A 19,648-nucleotide genomic window follows, 5' to 3' on the forward strand; every position below is an offset into this window, starting at 1 on the left:
GATTTTAGTTTTAAAAAATAAATAAAATGGCATCAATAAAACCAGCTGAAGTATCAGCGATTTTAAAACAACAATTAGCAGGATTTGAGGCTTCAGCTTCATTGGACGAAGTTGGAACAGTATTACAAGTGGGTGATGGTATTGCACGTGTATATGGTTTGGCAAATGTACAATATGGTGAGTTAGTTGAGTTTGAAGATGGATTAGAAGGAATTGTATTGAACTTAGAAGAAGACAATGTTGGAGTTGTTTTATTAGGTCATTCAAAATCTATTAAAGAAGGTTCTACTGTAAAACGTACCGAAAGAATTGCTTCATTACAAGTTGGTGAAGGAATTGTTGGTCGTGTTGTAAACACATTAGGTTTCCCAATTGATGGTAAAGGTCCAATTCAAGGAGAAACTTTTGAAATGCCATTAGAGCGAAAAGCTCCGGGTGTTATTTACCGTGAACCAGTTACCGAACCATTACAAACAGGTGTTAAAGCAGTTGATGCTATGATTCCAGTTGGTAGAGGGCAACGTGAACTTATTATTGGTGACCGTCAAACAGGTAAATCTACAGTTGCTATTGATACTATTATCAATCAAAAAGAATTTTACGATGCTGGTGAACCAGTATATTGTATATATGTTGCAATTGGTCAAAAAGCATCTACGGTTGCTGGAATTGCAAATTTATTAGAAGAAAAAGGGGCAATGGCGTACACAACAATAGTTGCTGCCAACGCATCTGATCCTGCTGCAATGCAAGTTTATGCTCCAATGGGAGGTGCTGCAATTGGAGAGTATTTTAGAGATACAGGTAGACCAGCTTTAATTGTTTATGATGATTTATCTAAACAAGCTGTTGCTTACCGTGAGATTTCATTATTATTACGTCGTCCACCAGGACGTGAGGCATATCCTGGAGATGTTTTTTACTTACACTCTCGTTTATTAGAACGTGCTGCAAAAGTAATTAATGATGATAAAATTGCATCTCAAATGAATGATGTTCCTGATTCCTTACAAGGAAAAATTAAAGGAGGAGGTTCGTTAACAGCTTTACCAATTATTGAAACTCAGGCAGGTGACGTATCTGCATATATTCCAACAAACGTGATTTCAATTACTGATGGACAAATTTTCTTAGATGGAGATTTATTCAACTCAGGTGTACGTCCAGCTATTAACGTGGGTATTTCAGTATCTCGTGTAGGTGGTAATGCACAAATTAAATCAATGAAAAAAGTAGCAGGTACTTTAAAATTAGATCAAGCACAATACCGTGAGCTTGAAGCTTTCGCTAAGTTTGGTTCTGATTTAGATGCAGCTACAATGAATGTAATTGAAAAAGGAAAACGTAACGTTGAAATTTTAAAGCAAAATCAAGCGGATCCATTTAAAGTTGAAGACCAAATTGCTATTATTTATGCAGGTTCTAAAAACTTATTAAGAGCGGTTCCTGTTGAAAAAGTAAAAGAATTTGAATCTGATTTCATTCAATATTTGAATGCAAAACACAGAGATATATTAGATACTTTAAAAGCTGGTAAATTAACTGATGAGGTTATTGATACTTTAACTAGTGCAGCAAAAGAAGTTTCAGCTAAATACGCATAAATCATAAATTGTTATTCCCGCGAAAGCGGGAATTTCATGATTTAAAGTTCATTTATAAAGATTCCGCATCAAGTGCGGATTGACAAATAAAATTAAAATGGCAAACTTAAAAGAAATACGTAACAGAATAGCATCCATTGGATCAACAATGCAAATTACCAGTGCCATGAAAATGGTGTCCGCTGCAAAGTTGAAAAAAGCACAAGATGCAATTACTCAAATGCGTCCATATTCTGATAAGTTGACTGAACTTTTACAAAGTTTAAGTTCAACTTTAGATGGTGATGTAGGAGGAACTTATTCTAAACAAAGAGAAGTTTCTAATGTTTTAATTGTTGTTATTACATCAAATAGAGGTTTGTGCGGAGGTTTTAATTCATCTGTAATTAAAGGAACTGTTCAATATGTTAAAGATAATTATGCAGGAAAACAAGTTGATTTATTAACTATTGGTAAAAAAGGAAACGACCTTTTATCTAAAACCTTTAAAGTTATTGAAAATCACAATGATATTTATGATGATTTAACATTTAATAATGTGGCCTTAATTGCAGAAAAGATAATGAGTCTTTTTGCTGAAGGAAAGTATGATAAAATTGAATTAGTTTATAATCGATTTAAAAATGCTGCCACCCAAATAACAACAATTGAGCAGTTTTTACCAATTGCACCAATTGAAGGAACTGTAAATGTTAATACAGACTATATTTTTGAGCCATCTAAACCTGAAATTGTGTTAGAGTTGATTCCTAAATCATTAAAAACACAATTATATAAAGGGATTAGAGATTCATTTGCATCAGAACATGGAGCACGTATGACAGCAATGCATAAAGCTACTGATAATGCAACTGATTTACGTGACGATTTATTGTTAACTTACAATAAAGCACGTCAGGCTGCAATTACAAATGAGATCCTGGAGATTGTTGGTGGTGCGGAAGCATTGAACAATTAGAAAAAAATATTTTTAAAATATTAAAAAGAGCTTATCAATTTTGATAAGCTCTTTTTTTGCAATTTGGCATGTATTTTGCTAACTTATATAAAAAAATATATGAAATGAAAAAACTAATATACGTTTTAGCTTTAGGTATTTTTCCTTTAGCATTTTCTTGTTATGGATCCAATAAAATTAATGGCGAAAAAGAATTACAAACGAAACCTCCATTTAAAATAATTGAAGCGACATACCACTCATGGGTTGGAGGTCAGCCCGATGTTAAAGGCATTAAAGTTAATTTAGTTATTGATAATACTCAAATAGCATTAGACACCATATTTTTTAGAAATATGAAAGTCAAACTTAAAAAAGATAAAAGTTCTTCTAAAAATCTATATGTTGGAACTTTTATACTTGAGAAAAAGAAAGAGTTTAGATTAGATATAGACCCAAAAAAGGAATATGGTAATGAAGCACCTGATGTTTCTGTAAAAATACCTTTTCAATTAAAAAAGAACGAAGCTGTGGTTTCATATTCTTATAAAAATAAAAGGGTGTTTTATAAAGTGGAAAATATTATAGAATCAAAACCACCCTCAATTAACAATTAAACAAGTAGATTAACTAGTTAAAAACCAAACTATTAAATTTAAAGATGTTGTAATTTTATCTTTTGGCACGGAAATTGAAATTTCTATAATATAACCCAAAAAACAAAAAATTATGAAGACTTTAAAATTACTTTTCGCAACACTTGTTATAGGAATTTCAATTTCTTCTTGTAGTGTAATAATTGATGATTATGATGAGCCTTATTACGAAACGCTTGAAGATGTAGTAACATCTTACGATTTATGGTACATAGATTATAACAAAACATCTGGTAATGGAGATGTACCATTTTTATCAAAAGCTTTTACAATTTCATTTATTAATGGAAAAATATTTGCTAACAATAATTTAGTTGGGATAGGGACAGCAGGAAATGGATATGGAATTCAAATAGGTTATTACAATACTTTTGAAGGTTATTTAGAAATTGACCATAATTTAGATGGTTATTATGATTTTGATGTAATTCAAATATCAAATGATAGAATAAAACTAAAAGATAATTATAATAATGTAACCTATTACTTAGAAGGGTACCAAAAATATAATTTCGATTACGATCAAATATTTTACGACAATATTGAATATTTTTTACAAGAATATAATGCCTGGGAAAAAACATTTACAAGTCAAGTAGGTGCTTTAAATGAATTTGATAATGAGAACTTTTTAAGTTTCACTCCAGAAAATTTAACAACATTTTATTCTTCACAAGATGAAATTGGCACAAATATTGCAAATCTATATTGGGATTATGTAGGAGATTATACGGTAGCAAATGTGCAAGGATATGACAATCTTAAAATTTTAACATTAGATTATGATTCTTGGGGCAATGAAGAGTTTGAGTTGACCGTTATAAATGATAGTGAAATTAGTTTGTATCACATAGATTCTGGAACAACGTATGAATTTAAAGGAAAAGGATACATTCAGTATTTAAAAACAAGTTCGGCTAAAGGAAGTGTAAGGAATGATGGAAGAAAACGAACTAAAGTAAATAGAGAAACGAAAGTTAGAAGAAATTTAAAATAAAGTTTGGTTAGTTGATTTTTGATTGGCTATTATTTAATAGCCAATTATTAGGCCGCTCCTGAAGAGGAGCGGTTTTTTTGTATCTTTATATCATTGTAAAAAAATGTAAAATGAACCAAAAAACAGCATTTATTACTGGCGCAACGTCAGGTATTGGAAAAGCAACTGCGGAAATTTTCGCAAAAAATAACATTCAATTAATTCTTTGTGGCAGAAGAGGTGAAAGATTGTCAGAATTAAAAACGGAACTAAGTAAGCTAACAAAAGTAACTACGTTACAATTTGATGTTAGAGATAAAGAAGCCATTTATAATGCGGTAAAATCGTTGCCAAAAGAATTTCAGAAAATAGATATTTTAATAAATAATGCAGGTAATGCACATGGATTAAGTAGCATACAAGATGGAAGTATGGATGATTGGGATGCGATGATTGATATCAATGTAAAAGGCTTGTTATATGTATCAAAAGCAATTCTTCCTCAAATGGTTAAAAGAAACGATGGTTTTGTAGTGAATATAGGCTCAATTGCAGGAAAAGAAGTATATCCTAATGGAAATGTGTATTGCGCTTCTAAACACGCTGTAAATGCGTTAAATAAAGCAATGCGGATAGATTTAAATAAGCATAATATAAGGGTTTCAGCAATTCACCCTGGAGCAGTTGAAACTGAATTTTCTGAAGTTCGTTTTAAAGGAGATATAGAAAAGGCAAAAAATGTTTATAAAGGCTTTAAAGCGCTTCAAGCTGTTGATATAGCAGAAATTATTCATTTTGTTGTTACAAGGCCATCACATGTTAATATTGAAGATTTAATTGTTTATCCAACTGCCCAGGCCAGTGCTACTATTTTAAACAAAGAATAAGAGTTTTAAAATGATCAACAAACGTCTTTTAATAAAAAATTTACTCGCCCAAAACGATGAAAATAGTTTTTACGATAAAAAGAGAAAAATTTCATTAGACAATAAAGAGGGGAAAGCTAAGTTTTTAAAGCATGTTTGCGCGCTATCAAATTCAAATCCAGAAAACAATTCATACATAGTAATTGGAGTAGAAGATGAATTAAATACTATTGAAGGGGTTGATTTTTTTGATGACAGTAAAATTCAAAATTTGGTAAATTCTTATTTAGAAAATCCACCTAAAATTCAATATGAAAATATTCCATTTCCTAGATTACCGCGATATAAAGTAGTAGGTTTAGTTACCATAAGCCCTATTAATAAAGTAACATCCCTTAAAAAACAAATTTGGAAATATGTAAGAGGACGCGTTTTTTTTAGGAGAGGAAGCAACTCAATGTCTACCTTGGGAAAATTTGAATTAAAAAATACCAATAGAGAAATAGTAACTGCCATTGAAAAAAATGCTAGTAATAATATTCAATTGACTTTAGATGGTGTTTTTGATTTTATTAACAGACATAAAGATGAATATAACCCAAGGTATAAAGTTTTTAATGAGCAATTTGTATTGTGTTGGGCTGGTCAAAAAAAAGTAGTTGAGGATAAGGTATTTTATTCAAGAGTTGACATTGAATTGGTGAATGAACAAGTACGTTTATTTTATTCTGCTTTGGATGAAGTTAAAATTGAACACAATCATAGGTCGTTTATAATAACTGAATATGTTTATTTAAGAATTAAAGATGAATTTGATTATTATCCACTAGAAAAAACGGTTATTCATTTTAAAGACAACGGAAAACACGATATTGTAACTGAATTACTTTTTCAACCACCCCAGTTTAATAAGATGGAATTACACCATATTTTTAATAATTGTAATACAATTTTAAATAAGTTGATAAAGAAGTTACCGTTATCTGAAACTGAGCAAATTGATTTATTAGAGTTGCCTACAAATTATTTGATTTGTGCATTGAATGAGATTCCTAATGCTTTGTCAAAACTAAAAGAATCTAAAAATTACTTAAAAATTTTAGATGATAAAACTAGCTATATTAAATATAAAGAAGCTGTTCGAATTTTACGTAAAATAAATCATCAAAACGATTAAATTACTAATTATTCACTTTCTTGAACGCTGGTTAAATTAATATTAACCATTTATTTTGTTATATAATTGATACGCAAAACCATCCGTTAAACTAGCAACAAAACCACAAATAGTCAAAAGTCTTAAATATAATGTGTCTTTTGGTTTTTGGATACTTTCAGGTAATAAATTAATTATTAATTTATCATAATTAGATAATGTATTTTCAAATTTGTTATTGGAAGCTGTTAAAAACACATCTAACAATTTTGCAATAATTGAATAACCAACAAGCTCTTTTTCTATTACTTCACGACTTCTGTAAATTTTTTCAACACTTAGCTTAATAATATCATTTATTTGAGCTTCATAATTGCATTTTTCTAAAAGTGAATGAGGAAAATCTCCCTTTAATATTGCTTCTTCATTGGTTAAAAATACTCGGGTAGCTTCGTTAATAAGAGTTCCAATAGCTAAAGCTCTTAAATAACTTAAACGATCCTTTTTAAATTTTAACTGATGGTATTTTTTAGAGTCAATAGTGTCTTTTACTAACTTAATTAAATATTCTAGCGCAAATTCTTCTTCAATTAAACCTAAATTAATTCCATCTTCAAAATCTATAATTGTATAACAAATATCATCTGCGGCCTCAACTAAATATGCTAAAGGATGTCTTTTAAAAGCAACATTTTCATTGCTACCTGTTGGAATTAAACCCAATTCAGAAGCAACTTCATTAAAAAAGGATATTTCAGATTGAAAAATTCCATATTTTTTATCAGCAATATGTGGTGTAGGTTTTTTAGGTAAAGATTCTTTAGGATATTTTAAAAAAGCCCCTAAAGTTGCATAAGATAAACGTAAACCACCTTCAACCCCTTCTTTGCTTTCAGTTAAAATTCTAAATCCGTTTGCATTTCCTTCAAAATCAATTAAATCTTGCCATTCTTTATCCGTTAGTTCGTCTTTAAATTTTTTTCCTTTACCATTTATAAAATATTCTCCAATAGCCTTTTCACCACTATGTCCAAATGGTGGATTTCCAATATCATGAGCCAATGCAGCAGTTGCAACAATTGCCCCAAAATCATTCATTGTATATCCTTTCTCAGTTAATTCAGCGTGTTTTTTTAGAACCTGTTCTCCAACTATCCTACCCAAAGAACGCGCAACCACACTAACTTCTAAACTGTGTGTTAATCGCGTATGAACAAAATCGGTTTTTGATAATGGAACAACCTGAGTTTTATCTTGTAAACTTCTAAACGAATCAGAAAAAATTATACGATCATAATCTACTTCAAAACCTAAGCGAGTTTCATCTTGTTTATTTCGTAATCTCTTTTGTGTATCACCAGATCTCTTTAGAGATAACAATTGATTCCAATTCATATTTCCTTTTTATAATTTGATGCAATATAGGTAATAATTTATATATTTTTTGATTCCTTTATTGCTGAAACTTAACATTTAAAATATGATTAAATAAACGTTACATAACAATTAATTAACAATCAAATAGTTTATTTACGTACAAATAATTACAAATATAATGAGGGTTTTAATTGTTACCTTTTTTCTTTTAATAATCACTCAGAATTTTGGACAATCATTAAAAATGAGTTCCTTAACTACTGATTTTAATAAAAAAGGAAATATAGAAGGAGTTGTATTTGATGGTGAAAATGAAAACGAGCCATTGATTTTTGCTCAAGTACTTGTTAAAGAAACAAATACAACTGCTACAACTGATGTTGATGGTTCGTTTAGATTAAAGCTTAAACCAGGAAAATATTCATTAAAATTTAGTTTTATTGGATATAATTCGATTGAAATAAACAATGTGAAAATTTCATCAAATAGTTCATTAAAATTATATCAAGTTTTGAATGCATTAAAACCTAAGACTTCTATTTCTGAGGGTAACCTTATTTCCAAAGCAAAATAAGTAACATTAATTTAACGGTATTATTACTATTAAATAACTACTCATTAACCTTTCATTTACTTAGTTGCTATTCCTTTGCGCAAGAAATTAAAACTAAAAATGAAGAAATTTATTACTGTAATTATTATACTTATTAATGTTGTTGTATTCGCTCAGGAAAAAGGAACTATTTCGGGACTTGTTTTGGATAAAGAAGTTGATAACTCACCACTACCTTTTGCAAATGTATTTATTAAAGGAACTTCAATAGGAACAACTACTGAATTCGAAGGGAATTATACTTTTCAAGTTGAACAAGGAACTTATACTGTTGTATTTAGCTTTATAGGTTATCAAACGGTTGAAATACCAAATGTAGTTGTTAGTGAAGGTGAAACAACAAAATTAGATCAAATTTTAAGTGCAAGTCAGGGAGTTTCTTTAAGTGAAATTCAAATTACAGGTTCAACCAAAAAAGAATCTGAAAGTGCACTTTTAACTGAGCAAAAAAAGGCTACTGTTATTAAAGAAAGTATTGGAGCTGAAAGATTGGCAAGAACGGGTGTTTCTAATGCTGCCGCTGCAACTTCAAAAATTTCGGGTGTAACTAAAAATGAAGGTTCTGGAGATATCTACATTCGAGGTTTGGGGGATAGATATTTAACTACAACAATGAATGGTTTGCCGATACCTTCAGATGATGTGGAAAAGAAAAACATCGATTTAAATTTATTCTCTACTGATATTATTCAAAATGTTGGAATAAGTAAAACGTATACCACAGAAAATTATGCAGATCAGGCATCTGGAAGTGTTGATATAACTACAAAAGAATATAACGGCGGTAAATTTTCCATTGATATTAGTGGAGGTACTAATACCAATGTAATTAAAGAGAGTGTTTTTAATAACTTTAGAGTAACACAAAACATGAATGATGTTAGTTTAGGGTTTTATTCAAAACAATATGCTCTAGTTGATGCCATTACTTTACAGAGTTGGAATAGGGAAACAAGAAGTACTCCGTTAAATTTTGGAGTTTCATTAACAGGAGGAAAAAAGGTTGAATTATTTGGCAAGGACTTATCAGTTTTTGCAACAGCCTCTCATGATAATTCATTTAGTCATGAAAAAGGAATTTTTAAAAAATACAGATCTAATGTATTAGATAATTCCTTTTCTGATGCTGAAACATTTAGTTCAAAAATTAACACTACAGCACTATTAAATATAGCTTACAAACTAAATGAAAGTAATAAAATAAGTTATAATAGTTTGGTAGTAAATAAAACTATTGACAATTTATACGAACAAGGTAGAAATGGAGAAGGCTATGTTTTTGATCAAGATCCTTCAGAATATGGGGCTTTTGTTAGAGACCAAAACCTAAAGCAAACAAGAATGTTTGTGAATCAGGTTTTAGGGAATCATAATGTTACTGAAAATAATGAATTGAATTGGGCTGTTGGTTACAATTATGTAATTGCAAAAGAACCGAATCGTATTAGAAATGAAGTAAATATATTAGATGAAAACACGGTGCAATTTGCGCACGTAGGTGATTTTCAGCAACGAAAATCTAGTCAAAAGATAAAAGATACCGAGTTAAATGGGTATTTGAAAGATCAAATTACATTTAATGAAAATGGTGACAATCCATTAAAATTAATTTTTGGAGCAAATTTTCGTCAAAAAGAAAGAAGTTTTAATTCATTATTTATTGGTGTCAGAGCCAAGGGTTTTCAAGTAGAATCGATAGATGATTTATCAATAGCTTTTCAAAAAATGTATTTTAATAATGGTACAATAATTTTAAGGGAAAGAAATCCAGACATTTATAATGCCAATCTTAATTCCTATGCCGGTTTTGCAAATTTAGATTTTGGGTTTAATAAAATTTCAGGTAACATTGGTGTGAGATATGAGACTGATGAACTAGGTGTAAATTGGGATGTTTCAAATTATGTTGGTAGAGTTGGAAGTTTAACAAACAACTATAATAATGTATTACCAAGTTTAAATTTAAAGTTGGAAATAAATGAAAAGAACTTTGTAAGATTTGCAGGTAGCAAAACAATAACGCTTCCAGAATTTAAAGAATTGGCACCATTTGAATACGTTTCTCCAATAGGACGTGTTACTAAAGGGAATCCAGACCTTAAAGAATCTACCAATTATAATATTGATTTAAAATGGGAATTATTTCCTTCATCTAAAGAGTTGATATCCATATCAAGTTTCTATAAAAGAATTAAAAACCCAATAAACCTATCACAAACAAGAGGATCATCAGGTAATTTTTCATATGATAATACTGGTGAAAAAGCAGCTATTGTAGGATTAGAATTCGAAACAAGACTTAATATTATTAGTAAAGAGAATAGTGATTTAAATATCAATTTTAATGCTACAAAAATGTGGTTTAAACAAGATCTTTTAGAGGAATTTCAATATAAAGGAAAAACAGAATCAGATTTACAAGGTGCTTCGGAATTTATTTTGAACACAGCATTAAGTTATTCAAATAATCAGATGAATAAATTTATTGCAACATTAGCAGGTAACTATTCATCAGATAAAATTTATGCTTTGGGAGCACCGGAAGATTTTGCTAATAGCGCAGTGTTATATAATGATGAAATTATTGAAAAAGGTTTTGTAACGCTGGATTTGGTTTTAAGTAAAAAACTGAATGAAAATCTCACTTTAAAATTTATAGGTAAGAATATTTTAAATCCTAATATTGAACAAACTCAAAAAGTAAAAAGTTTATCAACTCAAGTTGAAACAAATGAAATTATAAGTTCATATAAAAAAGGAATGAACCTAAGTTTGGGACTTAAGTACACCTTCTAAAATAATTTAATAGAATTTTATAAAAGCTGCAAATAGTTATCTATTTGTGGCTTTTAATTTTATAAAAAATGGAAATAACATTTTTTTAACATAACCTGAATAATGCAGGAATTTCATAATAAATACTTAATGTTTACTTAAGGCCTTAGTGTTATTAAAAAAGGTTATTTGCACATAAATTAATTTAAAATAAATACAAAATAAATTATTTCAAAATGAAAAAAACAAGCTTTAAATTTATTGGAATAACAGCAGTAGTTGCGTTATTGACGTTATTTAGTTGTGATGATAGTGATCCGAGTCCAATTATAACTCCTTCTAATTCTGTGATAGAAAACTTAAAAGTTGGAATTATGAATGGTCAACTTGAAGAAAACTTCACCTTAAATAGTTCAACCAGTTATGAATTATCAGGTTCGTTTATTATTCCTGAAGGGGTTACTCTTACAATTCCTGCAGGCACCCAAATTGAAGCCGATAATGGTGGTACCGATGTTTATATAGCAGTATTAAAAGGTGGGAAAATTAACATTAATGGAACAGATAACAACCCGGTTATTATGTCATCTTCAAATGGTAATCCAGGAGATTGGGGAGGTTTAACTATTTGTGGAAAAGCTACCACTACTGCTGGCGTTGATGCCGAAGCTGAAGTTGGTGGGTTTATTTATGGGGGCACCGAAGATGCTGACAGTTCGGGAACTATAAAAAACTTAGTAATAATTGGTACAGGAGCTCAAATTAATTCTGAATCTCAATATAATGGAGTTTCTTTTTATGCTGTAGGTTCTGGAACTGTTGTTGAAAATGTTGCCGTAATAAACGGTTCCGATGATGGTGTTGAATTTTTTGGAGGGACTGTTTCAGTTGGTAATTTATACTTAGAAAATAATGAAGATGATGCTATTGACTGGACAGAAGGTTGGAGTGGAACAATTGATAATGCTTATGTTGCTCATACAATTGCGGGATTTTCAACTGTTGTTGAAGGGGATAAAGACAATAAAAATCCAAGAATCAATAATTTAACTGCAATATCAACAGTTGGTGGTACAGCCTTACAATTCAAAAAAGAATCTGGTGCAACTATTACGAACTTATTTTTAAGCGGTTATGATAAAAATATAGATATGAAAGACGGTGGAGCCTTATCTAATGTAAAAATTGATGGTTCAAATGCTCAAGTTGATGTTTCTTATAATACAGGCTCTCAAGTTGATATTTCTAATTGGAATTTTATCAATGGTCAGTTTGTGGCTCTTGAAGTTTTAAATGGAAATTTAACGTCTAATAAAACTTTAACAGCTGATACAAACTATACATTAACAGGTTCTTATATTGTACAAAACGGAGTTACATTAACAATAGAAGCAGGTACCAGAATCTCTGCAGATAAAGGTGGTGTAGATGTTTATATTGCTGTTCTTAAAGGTGGAAAAATTGATATTCAAGGTACTGAAGATAATCCTATTGTTATGTCTTCTGTAAATCCTGCTCCAGCAGATTGGGGTGGATTAACTATTTGTGGTAAAGCAACTACTACTGCTGGTGTGGATGCAGAAGCAGAAGTTGGTGGATTTATTTATGGAGGTATAGATGATGCTGATAACTCTGGATCTATAAAATATTTAGTAATTAAAGGTACCGGTGCTCAAATTAATTCAGAATCACAATACAATGGTGTTTCATTATATGCGGTAGGTTCTGGTACAGTTATAGAAAATGTTGCGATAATTGATGGAGCTGATGACGGTGTAGAATTTTTTGGAGGAACAGTCTCATTAACCAATATTTATTTAGAAAATAATGAAGATGATGCTGTAGATTGGACTGAAGGTTGGAATGGAACCATTACAAATACATATATTTCTCATACAATAGAAGGTTTTTCAACAGCTTTTGAAGGAGATAAAGTAAATAACAACCCTAAATTTATTAATGTTACGGCAATTTCTACTGTTGATGGTACAGCATTACAATTTAAAAAAGAATCTGGAGCAACAATTTCCAACTTATATTTAGAAGGATATTCAAAGAATATTGATATGAAAGATAATGGTGCATTATCTAATGTTCAAATTGATGGTAATGACGCTACAACAACTGATACCTATAACACAGGGACTAAAGTTGATATTTCTAGCTGGTCTTGGAAAGGGGCTGATTTATAGAAGAAATTTCATTTTATAACAAAAAAGGGGCTAATATTTTAGTCCCTTTTTTATTACAAGAATATTAATCTTATTTTAATTTATCACTATTGCTTTTTCTTCAACATTTGTAATTTTATTGTCTTTGTAGGTAATTACACTAATTTTATCTTCTTTAAAAAAAGTCCAGACTCCATCTTTTTTACCGTTATTATAGTTTGCAATTGAAGTTTTATTTCCTTCAATATTATAACTTACCCACATACCATGTAATTTTTCTTCCTTATTAAAATACCCTTCTTTTTCAATTATGAAATTATTATCAGCAAAATAATAAGTTGCTTTTATTAAATTATTGTCAACTTTTTTATATTCTACTTTTTGTTCTTGAGAAAATGCTGTTACACAAAACAACAGTATAATTATATTTATAAGTGATTTCATGGTTTAATATTTTTTTAATTAAAATTCAGTTTTCAATATACTCAAAGATATATACTTTACCTTATTTTAAAGATTAATTAACATTAAGTTTACATTAAGTTTTTATAAAATGGATATAATTTATTGAAAATGAGATAAATAACGGTAATGGTATTCCACTCGAAATATTTGGAAATTAAAATATTAAGTATTTGAGTGTTTATTATTTATGTAAACAGAAGATACAAATAGTTAACGATTGCATAATATTTAGATTACACATAGAAAAAATTTAAACAAGATATTTGTTTTGTGTATAGATTGATTTTATACTACACCATTTCATATTAATTATTTGTTTTTGTCAACAATATTATTGAAATGAAAAGACCACCAAATTTTGGTGGTCTTTATTTTAAGAGTATTAGAAGAATTATCTAATAAATATTAATGATAAAATAATTAATATTTATCTTTTAAGTTTATCTTAATCCATTTTACACATTTCTTAAAGGAGTCAAAAATATGTTCTTCTGGTATAAAATCAGGAATAATATCAATACGTTCCATCATATATCTTGGTTGTTCTAGTAACCCCACAAATAAAACTTCAACATTTTTCTTTTTTAGATCCTGTAACATATCTTCCATGGCATATAAGCCAGACTGATCCATATATTGCATACGTCCTAACCTCATAATTACTGTTGATGCAGTTTCTGGTATCTGTTTTGCTAATGCTTGAAAATCGCTTGTAGATCCAAAAAACAATGGTCCTTTAAGATGTTTTATAAAAACTTCTTCTTTAAGATTTTCAGGGAAATCAATTTCATCTTTCCAGGCTTCTTCTTTAAGTGATTTTACATCAGATCGCTCCGCAGTAAGATCTCCAATTTTTTTCATAAACATTAAAGAGGCGATTATCATACCAATTCCAACGGCATAAACTAAATTCCAAATGCTAGAAAGCACTAAAACCACAAGCATAATAATAACTTCTGAACTCACTTTTAGAGGTCCAATTTTCATGTCTCTTGGTAAACTTGGTATTGCTTTTAATCCTTTATAATCCATTACGCCAATCCCAACAGTAATTAAAATTCCAGCTAAAACAGCGGCAGGAATTTTTGAAGCCACGGGACCTAAAGCCAATAAAATAATCAACAACATAATACCAGCTATCATTCCAGATAACTTTGTTTTACCACCAGATTTAATATTAACTACCGTTCTGATAGTAGCACCTGCTCCAGGAATCCCTCCGAAAATAGCCGCAATACTATTACCTATACCTTGTCCAATAAGTTCTTTATTGGGTTGATGTTTGGTTTTGGTCATATTATCAGCAACCACACTAGTTAATAATGAATCTATCGATCCCAAAAGTGCCAATGTTAATGCTGCTAAAAGATATGGTGAGATATTATTAAAACTAAATTCTGTAAAAATTCCAAAATTAGGAATAGGTAATCCAGAAGGAATTTCTTCAATAGGCCTATAATCTAAATTAAAAGCAAAAGCAACACCAGATACTACTAATAAGGCTACAAGTGTGCTTGGAATTGCAGTAGTAATTCGTTTAAATCCATAAATAATAAAAATTGTAGCTAATGCCAAAATAAATTCTAACCAAATTATATTTCTTAAAGCTTGTGGTAAAACTTTAAGGGTTCCTAAAACACCAGAAGCGTCATTTGCAGCAAGTGTTTTAGACTCTTTTAGAATATCTTCTTGTGTTGTATTTCCTGCTCTAGCAACCGTTTCAGTAAAATTTTCTAATACTAATATTCCTTCTCCAGCTTCTTCTTTTAAAATATTTTCTAAAATAATTTCTTCAGCTTGAGGTTTAAATGATTCAACATAAGGCATGTCTTCTTTTGGATAATACCCAATAGCTGGAAGAATTTGAGTTACTAAAATAATAACACCAATGGCAGTCATAAAACCAGAAACTACAGGATAAGGTATATACTTAATATATTTACCAAGACCTAATACACCTAAACCAACTTGAAATAATCCTCCAAGTAAAAAAACAGTTAGAATAATTGGAAGCGCTTTTGAAACATCACCATCATTTACCGCAATAATACCTGCAATAACAACCATACTAACGGCAGTCATTGGTGCGGTTGGTCCTGAGATTTGAGTGTTAGTACCACCTAACAAAGCAGCAAAGAAGCTTATAAAAATAGCTCCATATAATCCTGCGCTTGGTCCTAATCCCGAGGATACACCAAATGCCAATGCTAATGGTAATGCAACAATACCTGCTGTGATACCTCCAAAGGCATCACCTTTAATATTTGAAAATAAATTTTTCATGTGATTTATTTTTATAGATAATTTTTATTTTTTTAGTTAACAATTTAAATCTTATTCAAAAAAATCAACGGCTCCTGTATTAATATCATACATAGCTCCAACAATTTTTATTTCACCCTTGCTTTGCATTTCTGCAAGAACAGGACTTTCTTTTAAGATTCTGTCTATAGTAAGTTGTACATTTTTGGTGGCAACATTATCAACAAATTCACTGTTTTTAGAGTTGCGTAAATTAGGGTCTTTCGGTTCTTTAATTGCCTCAACTGCTGGTTTTATTTTTGCCAGCATACTTGTTAAGTTACCTAATTTGGCATCATCACATGCTCCTTTAACAGCTCCACAACTTGTGTGCCCTAAAACAACTATCAATTCGGTTCCTGCAAGTTTGCAAGCAAACTCCATACTCCCTAAAATATCTTCATTTACAAAATTTCCTGCAATACGAACGCTAAAAATATCGCCTAATCCTTGGTCAAAAACCAATTCAGCAGACACCCTTGAATCTATACAACTTAAAATTGTTGCAAATGGAAATTGCCCTTCGCTGGTATCATTAACTTGCTCTAATAAGTTTCTATTAGCTTTTAAATTATTTTGAAATCTGATATTTCCTTCTTTTAAAAATTGTAATGACTTCTCTGGAGTCATCGTTGCCTGAGTTTCTTTTGTATGCGCTTTCATTATATTTTATTTTTAATACCAAGTTTATGGTAATTTATTTAACTTTTTCTAAATGGTTTGTAAAAAATTAATCCCAAAAATAGTTTCTCTGCCAAAATAATACATAAACATAAATATAATCAATAAAAAATTATAAGCACTCCTTTGGAATATCAATTTTTAAAGATTTAAAAAACGAGTTGTAATATTTAGCTAGCGGAACTAAAAATATTAATAGACTATATATAAGGTATTATTTAACCGATAAATATATTATCCTTTGTTGAATTCAGGAGGTGGAGATATTAAATTGACGTGTGGTTTAGGGTGTTTTTTGAAGTAAAAACCTAAGCTTTGATTTTTAAAAGTTATAGGATAAGAGTCCGTGTCGTCATCTATTTCAGACACAACTAACTTTAAGTTATTGGTTTCCTCTTCTTCTTCGGATATATTATACAAAACAGAAATGTCTATTGAGTCATCTATTGAAACAATAATTGAAGGCGCCGAAATAATGCCTAAAAATAATATTGTTAAGAAAATAGATACTGTTTTTTTAAACATCTGTTTTGGTTTGTTGAAATGCAAATATAAAATTAAAACAATATGAAAATGTTAAATATTTTTAAAAATAATTCAATGGTTTAATATTAATATAAAAAAATCGTAATTTATTGAGACAAAAATTAACTTAAATCCTTAGCTTTATATAAGTATTAAGCAGTCATCATAATCAATAGCTATTTTTGACTATAAATTAATCATAAGGAAACATTAAGTTAACATAGGTGTTGGTTATTTGCAATGACAAAAACTAATAATAATCTTATGAAACTTAAATTATCACTTTCAGTATTATTAATATCCTTTTCATTATTTACAATGGCTCAAGAAACAAATGCGCCAAAATTTGGAAAAGGTCTCTTCAACCTAGTTGGACAAGATAGTACTTGGACAATGAAAGTTGCTACACGAATGCAATTTTTAGCAGTTACAAATTTTCAAGATGGCGAAAGCCCAGAATCTAACTTTTTAGTAAGACGTGCACGTTTGAAATTTGACGGATTTGCTTTTTCTCCTAAACTAAAATATAAGTTGGAGTTGGGGCTTTCGAATCGAGATATTTCTGGAGCTTCTGAATTTACGAGCAACGCCCCTCGATATATTTTAGATGCACTTATTAAATATAATTTTGCAAAAAATTTAGAATTATGGTTCGGACAAACAAAATTACCTGGTAACCGAGAACGCGTAATTTCTTCTGGAAATATGCAGCAAGTTGATCGTTCTTTATTAAACAGCCGTTTTAATATTGATCGTGATATGGGTATTCAATTAAGACATCATTTTAACCTAACGGATAAATTTGTTGTAAAAGAAATCTTTTCAATTGCCCAGGGTGAGGGAAGAAATATTACAAGTGGAAATATTGGAGGGCATCAGTATACTGGTCGTGTAGAGTTCTTGCCAATGGGAAATTTCACAAGCGGTGGCGATTATTCAGGTAGTGATTTAAAAAGAGAAAAAACACCAAAACTCGCTTTGGGTGTATCTTATGATCATAACAATAACGCAGTTAAAAACAGAAGTAACCAAGGATCGTATATGGCAAATGATATTGGTTTTTACCAAACTAATATTAATACATTGTTTATTGATGCCATGTTCAAATATAATGGATTTTCATTTATGGCTGAATATGCCGACAGAGATGCGGATGATCCATATGCAAAAAATTCAGATGGATCTCTTACAGGGGACGAGGTACAAGTTGGTCGAGGTTTAAATCTACAAACCGGTTATTTATTAAATAATGATTGGGAGGTTTCTGGTCGATATACAAATATAGAATTAGACAAGATTGTTACTGGTAAAGATGTAGAAAACCAATATACTTTGGGTGTTTCTAAATATATAGTTGGGCATAAATTAAAAATTCAATCAGACATCAGTGTTTTAGATGTTGCCAATAGTAACAGCCAAATTATGTATAGAATACAATTTGATATTCACTTTTAAAAATTTAACTCTTATTTTGTTTAAAATCTCTAAGAATGAATTCCCTAGAATTAACCTTAAATAATTAATTTTCAGTTAACTTAAACTTAACAACAGGATCATTTATTTGCAACACAATTAGAAAAAACATAAAAAATGAAAAAAATAGTATTTATTATCTCTCTTGCAATTGTAGCAATTTCTTGTGGAGAAAAAAAAGCTGAAAAAGTAATTAAAGATACAGCAGCTTTAGAAGGAACAATTAAGGTAGACGGATCAAGTACAGTATTTCCAATAACAGAGGCCGTAGCCGAAGAATTTAGATCAGAACAGCCAAAAGTAAAAGTTACAATAGGTGTTTCTGGAACTGGTGGAGGTTTCAAAAAATTCTCAAGAGGTGAAACAAACTTATCAAATGCCTCACGTCCAATAAAAGATAAAGAAAAGGCAGCTTGTGCTGAAAACAATATCAATTATTTAGAATTGGAAGTTGCTTACGATGGTTTGGCAGTTTTAGTTAATCCAGCAAACGATTGGGTTGATAACTTTACTGTTGAAGAATTAAAGAAAATTTGGGAGCCAGCAGCTCAGGGAGTAATAATGAAATGGAACCAAATTAGACCAGAATGGCCAAATGAAGAAATTCATTTATTTGGACCTGGAGTTGCCTCAGGAACTTACGATTATTTTACAGAAGCAGTTGTTGGAAAAAGTGGTTCAAGTAGAGGTGATTTTACAGCTAGTGAAGATGATCACGTATTAGTGCAAGGCATTGCGGGTGATAAATTCTCATTAGGTTTCTTTGGCTTAGCTTACTATGCTGAAAACAAAGATAAATTAACTTTAATTGGTGTTAATAATGGCGAAGAAGTTGTAAAACCAACGTTGGAAACTGTTAGTAACGGAACTTATAGACCTTTATCTAGACCTCTATTTGTTTATGTAAACAGTACTTCAGTAAAATTTCCTGAAGTTGTTGAGTTTGTAAATTTCTATATAGATAATGCAGGTGAATTATCAGAAGATGTAGGATACATTCCATTACCTTCTGAATTGTACACGAAACAAAAAGCAAATTTTAAAGCTTTTGTTGAAAGCAATAAATAGTGAA

Annotated in this window: 16 protein-coding genes; 11 read left to right on the top strand and 5 right to left on the bottom strand. The window is 30.0% G+C overall.

What is annotated here, in order from left to right:
- Positions 1-26: 26 nt before the first annotated feature.
- The 6 genes from atpA to CHB63_RS07380 all read left to right on the top strand — a co-directional run bounded on the left by atpA (position 27) and on the right by CHB63_RS07380 (position 6,216).
- Positions 27-1,604, top strand: coding sequence for a F0F1 ATP synthase subunit alpha (atpA, locus tag CHB63_RS07355; RefSeq protein WP_089377808.1), 1,578 nt, complete (start codon positions 27-29; stop codon positions 1,602-1,604).
- Between the two features lie 97 nt (positions 1,605-1,701).
- Positions 1,702-2,562, top strand: coding sequence for an ATP synthase F1 subunit gamma (gene atpG / locus CHB63_RS07360; RefSeq protein ID WP_089378126.1), 861 nt, complete (start codon positions 1,702-1,704; stop codon positions 2,560-2,562).
- A gap of 104 nt (positions 2,563-2,666) precedes the next feature.
- Positions 2,667-3,158 carry a hypothetical protein gene (locus CHB63_RS07365; protein WP_141107284.1) on the top strand — a complete coding sequence of 164 codons (492 nt, stop codon included), beginning with the start codon at positions 2,667-2,669 and terminating at the stop codon, positions 3,156-3,158.
- A gap of 112 nt (positions 3,159-3,270) precedes the next feature.
- The gene (locus CHB63_RS07370; RefSeq protein WP_089377810.1) at positions 3,271-4,194 is read left to right on the top strand and encodes a hypothetical protein; all 924 of its coding nucleotides are present in this window, start codon (positions 3,271-3,273) and stop codon (positions 4,192-4,194) included.
- 110 nt (positions 4,195-4,304) lie between these two features.
- Positions 4,305-5,060 (top strand): SDR family NAD(P)-dependent oxidoreductase, encoded by a 756-nt coding sequence (locus CHB63_RS07375; RefSeq protein WP_089377811.1) that lies wholly within the window; start codon positions 4,305-4,307, stop codon positions 5,058-5,060.
- A 10-nt stretch (positions 5,061-5,070) separates the two neighbouring features.
- Positions 5,071-6,216 carry an ATP-binding protein gene (locus CHB63_RS07380; RefSeq protein ID WP_089377812.1) on the top strand — a complete coding sequence of 382 codons (1,146 nt, stop codon included), beginning with the start codon at positions 5,071-5,073 and terminating at the stop codon, positions 6,214-6,216.
- Between the two features lie 42 nt (positions 6,217-6,258).
- Here CHB63_RS07380 and CHB63_RS07385 read toward each other — a convergent pair whose 3' ends face one another.
- Entirely contained in the window at positions 6,259-7,590 is a 1,332-nt protein-coding gene (locus tag CHB63_RS07385) for a deoxyguanosinetriphosphate triphosphohydrolase (RefSeq protein WP_089377813.1), read from the bottom strand.
- 226 nt (positions 7,591-7,816) lie between these two features.
- Between CHB63_RS07385 and CHB63_RS07390 the strand changes: the two genes are divergently transcribed.
- The 3 genes from CHB63_RS07390 (at position 7,817) to CHB63_RS07400 (ending at position 13,152) form a co-directional block, all read left to right on the top strand.
- Positions 7,817-8,146, top strand: coding sequence for a carboxypeptidase-like regulatory domain-containing protein (locus CHB63_RS07390; RefSeq protein ID WP_176420295.1), 330 nt, complete (start codon positions 7,817-7,819; stop codon positions 8,144-8,146).
- Between the two features lie 99 nt (positions 8,147-8,245).
- Positions 8,246-10,981, top strand: coding sequence for a TonB-dependent receptor (locus tag CHB63_RS07395; protein ID WP_089377815.1), 2,736 nt, complete (start codon positions 8,246-8,248; stop codon positions 10,979-10,981).
- Between the two features lie 215 nt (positions 10,982-11,196).
- Positions 11,197-13,152 (top strand): hypothetical protein, encoded by a 1,956-nt coding sequence (locus CHB63_RS07400; protein WP_089377816.1) that lies wholly within the window; start codon positions 11,197-11,199, stop codon positions 13,150-13,152.
- A 75-nt stretch (positions 13,153-13,227) separates the two neighbouring features.
- On the opposite strand, the gene CHB63_RS07405 is transcribed toward CHB63_RS07400, so the two are convergent.
- The 4 genes from CHB63_RS07405 to CHB63_RS07420 form a co-directional block, all read right to left on the bottom strand.
- A complete protein-coding gene (locus tag CHB63_RS07405; RefSeq protein ID WP_089377817.1) occupies positions 13,228-13,575 on the bottom strand; it encodes a toxin-antitoxin system YwqK family antitoxin in 348 nt (115 codons plus the stop codon).
- 441 nt (positions 13,576-14,016) lie between these two features.
- Positions 14,017-15,879 (bottom strand): SulP family inorganic anion transporter, encoded by a 1,863-nt coding sequence (locus CHB63_RS07410; RefSeq protein ID WP_089377818.1) that lies wholly within the window; start codon positions 15,877-15,879, stop codon positions 14,017-14,019.
- A 51-nt stretch (positions 15,880-15,930) separates the two neighbouring features.
- A complete protein-coding gene (locus tag CHB63_RS07415; protein ID WP_089377819.1) occupies positions 15,931-16,560 on the bottom strand; it encodes a carbonic anhydrase family protein in 630 nt (209 codons plus the stop codon).
- Positions 16,561-16,812: 252 nt separating this feature from the next.
- A complete protein-coding gene (locus tag CHB63_RS07420; protein ID WP_245856848.1) occupies positions 16,813-17,103 on the bottom strand; it encodes a hypothetical protein in 291 nt (96 codons plus the stop codon).
- 264 nt (positions 17,104-17,367) lie between these two features.
- Here CHB63_RS07420 and CHB63_RS07425 point away from each other — a divergent pair, with 264 nt between their 5' ends.
- The gene (locus CHB63_RS07425) at positions 17,368-18,558 is read left to right on the top strand and encodes a porin (protein WP_089377820.1); all 1,191 of its coding nucleotides are present in this window, start codon (positions 17,368-17,370) and stop codon (positions 18,556-18,558) included.
- 135 nt (positions 18,559-18,693) lie between these two features.
- Positions 18,694-19,644: a PstS family phosphate ABC transporter substrate-binding protein gene (locus tag CHB63_RS07430; RefSeq protein ID WP_089377821.1), complete on the top strand. Its 951-nt coding sequence runs from the start codon at positions 18,694-18,696 to the stop codon at positions 19,642-19,644.
- Positions 19,645-19,648 lie beyond the last annotated feature (4 nt).

The sequence above is a fragment of the Lutibacter flavus genome (assembly GCF_900188355.1).
Taxonomy (GTDB): domain Bacteria; phylum Bacteroidota; class Bacteroidia; order Flavobacteriales; family Flavobacteriaceae; genus Lutibacter; species Lutibacter flavus.

What these genes read in the sequence shown, in the direction of transcription:
- atpA (WP_089377808.1), top strand. Translation starts at nt 27, where the DNA reads ATGGCATCAATAAAACCAGCTGAAGTATCAGCGATTTTAAAACAACAA.
- atpG (WP_089378126.1), top strand. Translation starts at nt 1,702, where the DNA reads ATGGCAAACTTAAAAGAAATACGTAACAGAATAGCATCCATTGGATCA.
- CHB63_RS07365 (WP_141107284.1), top strand. Translation starts at nt 2,667, where the DNA reads ATGAAAAAACTAATATACGTTTTAGCTTTAGGTATTTTTCCTTTAGCA.
- CHB63_RS07370 (WP_089377810.1), top strand. Translation starts at nt 3,271, where the DNA reads ATGAAGACTTTAAAATTACTTTTCGCAACACTTGTTATAGGAATTTCA.
- CHB63_RS07375 (WP_089377811.1), top strand. Translation starts at nt 4,305, where the DNA reads ATGAACCAAAAAACAGCATTTATTACTGGCGCAACGTCAGGTATTGGA.
- CHB63_RS07380 (WP_089377812.1), top strand. Translation starts at nt 5,071, where the DNA reads ATGATCAACAAACGTCTTTTAATAAAAAATTTACTCGCCCAAAACGAT.
- CHB63_RS07385 (WP_089377813.1), bottom strand. Translation starts at nt 7,590, where the DNA reads ATGAATTGGAATCAATTGTTATCTCTAAAGAGATCTGGTGATACACAA.
- CHB63_RS07390 (WP_176420295.1), top strand. Translation starts at nt 7,817, where the DNA reads ATGAGTTCCTTAACTACTGATTTTAATAAAAAAGGAAATATAGAAGGA.
- CHB63_RS07395 (WP_089377815.1), top strand. Translation starts at nt 8,246, where the DNA reads ATGAAGAAATTTATTACTGTAATTATTATACTTATTAATGTTGTTGTA.
- CHB63_RS07400 (WP_089377816.1), top strand. Translation starts at nt 11,197, where the DNA reads ATGAAAAAAACAAGCTTTAAATTTATTGGAATAACAGCAGTAGTTGCG.
- CHB63_RS07405 (WP_089377817.1), bottom strand. Translation starts at nt 13,575, where the DNA reads ATGAAATCACTTATAAATATAATTATACTGTTGTTTTGTGTAACAGCA.
- CHB63_RS07410 (WP_089377818.1), bottom strand. Translation starts at nt 15,879, where the DNA reads ATGAAAAATTTATTTTCAAATATTAAAGGTGATGCCTTTGGAGGTATC.
- CHB63_RS07415 (WP_089377819.1), bottom strand. Translation starts at nt 16,560, where the DNA reads ATGAAAGCGCATACAAAAGAAACTCAGGCAACGATGACTCCAGAGAAG.
- CHB63_RS07420 (WP_245856848.1), bottom strand. Translation starts at nt 17,103, where the DNA reads ATGTTTAAAAAAACAGTATCTATTTTCTTAACAATATTATTTTTAGGC.
- CHB63_RS07425 (WP_089377820.1), top strand. Translation starts at nt 17,368, where the DNA reads ATGAAACTTAAATTATCACTTTCAGTATTATTAATATCCTTTTCATTA.
- CHB63_RS07430 (WP_089377821.1), top strand. Translation starts at nt 18,694, where the DNA reads ATGAAAAAAATAGTATTTATTATCTCTCTTGCAATTGTAGCAATTTCT.